General features: G+C 34.6%; 4 protein-coding genes and 1 tRNA gene. 4 read left to right on the top strand and 1 reads right to left on the bottom strand.

The window, feature by feature from the left end; translation table 11 throughout:
• Positions 1–33: 33 nt before the first annotated feature.
• Both BM084_RS18885 and BM084_RS18890 read left to right on the top strand, forming a co-directional pair.
• Positions 34–108, top strand: a tRNA-Pro gene (locus BM084_RS18885).
• 221 nt (positions 109–329) lie between these two features.
• Positions 330–1,538, top strand: a complete 1,209-nt coding sequence (locus BM084_RS18890) for a site-specific integrase (RefSeq protein WP_093302439.1) — start codon at positions 330–332, stop codon at positions 1,536–1,538.
• Between the two features lie 700 nt (positions 1,539–2,238).
• On the opposite strand, the gene BM084_RS18895 is transcribed toward BM084_RS18890, so the two are convergent.
• Positions 2,239–2,424, bottom strand: coding sequence for a hypothetical protein (locus BM084_RS18895; protein WP_093306682.1), 186 nt, complete (start codon positions 2,422–2,424; stop codon positions 2,239–2,241).
• 729 nt (positions 2,425–3,153) lie between these two features.
• Here BM084_RS18895 and BM084_RS18900 point away from each other — a divergent pair.
• Positions 3,154–3,792 carry an outer membrane beta-barrel protein gene (locus BM084_RS18900; protein ID WP_177195736.1) on the top strand — a complete coding sequence of 213 codons (639 nt, stop codon included), beginning with the start codon at positions 3,154–3,156 and terminating at the stop codon, positions 3,790–3,792.
• A 69-nt stretch (positions 3,793–3,861) separates the two neighbouring features.
• The gene (locus BM084_RS18905; protein ID WP_143083703.1) at positions 3,862–4,353 is read left to right on the top strand and encodes a hypothetical protein; all 492 of its coding nucleotides are present in this window, start codon (positions 3,862–3,864) and stop codon (positions 4,351–4,353) included.
• Positions 4,354–4,515: the final 162 nt, after the last annotated feature.

The following is a 4,515-nucleotide window of genomic DNA, read 5'->3' on the forward strand; positions in this document are numbered from 1 at the left end:
AGTTATCGCGCCGAGCGCGATTAAAAAATTACTCGGGGTGTAGCGTAGCCCGGTTATCGCGCCTGCTTTGGGAGCAGGAGGCCGCAGGTTCGAATCCTGCCACCCCGACTTTTTGAGTATCAAAATAGCTCAAAAACTACCTAAATAAATGATTTTCAGTGCTTTTAGCAAAACTGGGAATCATTTTTTTTTGTTTGATATCAAATAAAATGTGACCTATTCGGTTACCTAATCGGTCACCCATTTTTTCTTACCTTTCAGTTGCCTTAGGGCTTTAGCGTGATTTGACTTCGACAATTATGTTAAATCGGTTACCTAAATGAAAGGCAATGAAAACAAAACCCACTTTTCGTATTCTCTTTTGGCTGAATTTGGCCAAGAAAAAAGATACTCTTGCACCTATTTATGCAAGGGTAACTGTCAATGGCCGTCGGGCAGAAATTAGTTTAAGACGACAATGTGACCCGGAATCCTGGGATGATCGCGCCCACAGGTTAAAAGGAAGAAACCTTGAAGCGACAGTTTTGAATAATTATCTGGACGCCAAGTATTCGAAACTATTGCAGTGTTATGAAGACCTGCTCAAAGAAGATAGAATTATAACAGCCAAGGCTATCAAAGCCCGTTTTCTTGGGGCTGATGCGACTTTTAAATCACTCCAGGAAATTCTTGAATATCATAAAACCACTATGGTTGATGTGCTTAAACCAGGAACGCTAAAAAATTACGGAGCTACAGAAAAGTATTTGAATGATTACCTTTCCTACGATCATAGAATCAAAGATATCTATCTTAAAAATATAGATTATCAATTCGTTACCAGTTTCGACAAGTTTCTAAGAAGAAAAAAGGGGAAAAATGGCAAAAAGCAATTGAGTAATAACGGAATAATGAAACACATGGAGCGATTTAAGAAGCTCACAAATTTAGCCATTAAACTTGGTTGGCTGGATAAGGATCCATTCCGGGACTATAAAATGAAATTTGAAAAATTTGATCGTGCGTATTTGAGCCAAAGAGAACTAGATTATATTGAGGAGACCCGATTCAGAAGAGTAACACTGGAGACCACTAAGGATATTTTTGTTTTTTCCTGCTATACTGGTATGTGTTATGGGGAAATAAAAAACCTTACCCGAGATAACCTGATAAAAGGTGTGAATGGGAAGGACTGGATCTATAGCAGGCGGGAGAAAAGCAATGAACCGATTAAGGTACCGCTACTGGAAAAAGCCCGCAGTATTTTGTATAAATATGAAAAACCAACTTCAGAATTTCTATTACCGGTGTATAGCAACCAAAAAACAAATACTTACTTGAAGGAAATTGCAGAGCAGTGTAAAATTCCTAAAAAGCTTAGTTTTCACGTTGCCAGACATACTTTTGCTACAACGGTCACCCTATCCAATGGAGTGCCCATAGAAACCGTTTCAAAGCTCCTGGGGCACACTAAATTATCAACTACGCAAATCTATGCCAGAGTAGTTGATCAAAAATTAGGAGACGATATGGATCAATTGCAATCTAAACTCTCCTAAAAAAGCGATGAAACGATGCAGAAGTGATGCGGGTCATAGCTCAATGTTATCAAGGCTTGCGGGAAGATCTGCATCAAAGCAACAAATTCTGAATACAACAAAGGAGAAAAGCCTCCGATAATTTCTTCTTTTTTTGATGAATCGATGCCAGATATAAATAAGACCAGTAATACTGGGGATTTTCAGCCGCATCATTTCCGCATCACTTTGTCATCAAAAATAAAACGATGCTGAACTTTGTATAGATTTTGCAGGTTTTGATATAAAATAAGCTAGTTAAAAAAGAAAAAATATGGTCCCAAATCTACCATAACTTACAGCGCTGGATCCTATGCTGTTTTTATAGCGTACGGGAAGTTAAGTGAAAAGTAAAAACAGCATAGGGCGCAAAACCTATTTTGTTTTTGTAATACCAGTAAATTTTAACCTATTTTCAGGGTGTTCCAGTCCATTTACTGGTAATCTCGCGTTCATTTCACTACTCCGGTATAAAAATACTGTCTAATTCAAATTAGTTTTACTGCAAATTTCAACGGTTTTATTGGGGCTTTCAGGCTATTTGAGGTAAGTTTTTTATTTAAAAACTTTTGCAACCATCGGGCGCAAAGCAAGATTGTCATTACAATGACACATCTTGCTTTCCTTTTCTTTGATGCATTTGGAAATCGAGCTACTAATTCAGTTTAATAATTACGATGTTTTACTCAAAGAAAAATTTTAACTGCCTAAGTTCGCCATCACTGAGATAATAAGATTTACTTTTTTCATCTTGAGCATTTTCCTTTTGCCGGCGAAAAGAAGAAATCTTGTAGATCAGGATGAACTGGTTTATTCCGCTTTCTTTATTTACTTCTTCCAGAGCCGTCGCATTACCTTTTGTTGCCATTCATCTTCAAGCTTTTATATTATAGAGGAGTTATAAAAGCGTAGCGGTTATGCACTCCGGTTAATTTAAAAGCTTGTTTTTTAGCAGCAAAAGGTAAGGTGAAGCAAGAAGATATAAAAAAACTCTGAAATCCTGATCGATGAATTTTAGTTACTGCCCAGGCGGACTTGGGTCAAAAAGATTTTTCGATATTATTCTTTCAGAATTTAAAATTCTTAGCTTTTTGACTCGTGTCCAGAACAATTAGTAATGAACCTTTTTTGCTGAAATGAAGCTTTTGCGAAGTGGAAGTAAAAGTGGTGAGTGGCATTTTATTTTACCATAATGGATACTATTTTAATACTTACTGGCTATAGCCCTCGTGATTTTACAGCTTCTTCCAGTGGGGTATATCCACTGAGGTGGATATATTTCAAGTTTTTTTATTATTTAATACACTTATAATCAGAATTTTAAATATTAGGGGAGTCAAATGACATCGCTCTGCGTGTCATCCTCTTGCTTACTCCCCTTATTTTAATATGAACTAAACAAAAAAAAATAGTTTGTATTCTTACTGAAATTTTAGGAGTTAGAATACTGTATAAGAATCAGCTAATTAATTTAACAGTATTTTTGTTAACAATTTGACGCAACCAATCGAGAAAAAATGTATCTATTAAATAGAGTCATTAATTATAAGCCTCAATGCTACAATAAATACCAATGTTCCCGTTAATCAATAGCTTTATGAAAAAAATACTACTCATAGCATTTTTACTACTTCAAATTAGCGTTTATTCTCAAAATAATACCCAATGGAGCTTCGGTATTGAATTTTCTACAGATAATATATCTTTTTCAGATGAAAGAGATGGAATAGATTATATAGGGATGGAAGGAGCTAATGCAGTAGTGGTAAAATTCGACCAAAACAATTATAGTTTAGGACTGACAACCAATTACTATTTTGGAGAAAAATTAGCCGTATCTTCTGGATTTCTTTATTCCAACAAAGATTTCACTGGAACCTACAACGATTGCATTTTGTGTAATGTTCATTCTTCTTCGATTCCGGAAATCATAGAGCAAAGGTTTTTAGTTGTTCCCATTTCCATCAATTATTCATTACTGACAGGTAAACTTAAACCAGTGATAAATGGTGGGCTCAAAAATAATTTTGCAATAAAAAATGACTTAGATACAATAAGTAAAGGATATTTTTTAGAAGCCTTTCTTGGAGCTACAATTTATTATGAAATCATTAAAAATTTGGAAGCAGGAATAGGCTATAATTATCAGGCTGCCATAAGTGATTTCTATAAAACTGACGAATTTAATCTAAGAACAAATAGTTTCTCTTTTAGAATAAATTATCTCTTTAAGTAAGTTTTATGCGAATTGAATTTTCATCTATAACCTACTTTCAAATTGACAAACCTTTTATTTCAAAGTGATATGAAAAAAATAATTCTCCTAATAATTACAGTTACAATTTTTATGGGCTGTTCGAAAAATGATGATGAAGAAGAAATTGACTGTTCACTTTATGATCCAATATTTCCTTCCTTATATGTCAGAATAGTGGATAGCACAGGGGCAAACCTAATCGATAACGGAACTATTGACCCAAATAATATTAGTGTAGAGGGCGATTTTCCCGGTGCTGGATTTCAGTTTGTTCCTGAAAATGAATTTCTTAATTCTTATGCTGACCTAAGAGAGTTAGATAACTCACTTAGGTTATTTAATCCAAATGAATCGAAATTTCGATACACTATTAATTTGGATGATATTGATGAAACTATTAATATTGATTTTACCGCAGAACTAACAAAACTCCCTTGCGCCATAACCTTTTTTAAACCGGATGAAGGTGTCTATAAGGACGAAATCTTGGAATTACGCGAAGTTCGTTCGCTTCAATTTGTTGGGGATCTAAAGATTTAAACACATTGCAATAAGGCATATTTTTTAAAATACCTTATATTTGATTTACTATTAAAATCATTCTCAAAGTTACCTATTCGGTTACCGCAGGATAAGAAAATAAAGAATAGTACTGAATTTATTGATGTTACGGGAGCAGAAAATAAAGGCTGCCACCCCGAC

The sequence above is a fragment of the Salegentibacter agarivorans genome (assembly GCF_900113135.1).
GTDB classification, from domain to species: Bacteria; Bacteroidota; Bacteroidia; order Flavobacteriales; family Flavobacteriaceae; genus Salegentibacter; species Salegentibacter agarivorans.

What these genes read in the sequence shown, in the direction of transcription:
- BM084_RS18890 (WP_093302439.1), top strand. Translation starts at nt 330, where the DNA reads ATGAAAACAAAACCCACTTTTCGTATTCTCTTTTGGCTGAATTTGGCC.
- BM084_RS18895 (WP_093306682.1), bottom strand. Translation starts at nt 2,424, where the DNA reads ATGGCAACAAAAGGTAATGCGACGGCTCTGGAAGAAGTAAATAAAGAA.
- BM084_RS18900 (WP_177195736.1), top strand. Translation starts at nt 3,154, where the DNA reads ATGAAAAAAATACTACTCATAGCATTTTTACTACTTCAAATTAGCGTT.
- BM084_RS18905 (WP_143083703.1), top strand. Translation starts at nt 3,862, where the DNA reads ATGAAAAAAATAATTCTCCTAATAATTACAGTTACAATTTTTATGGGC.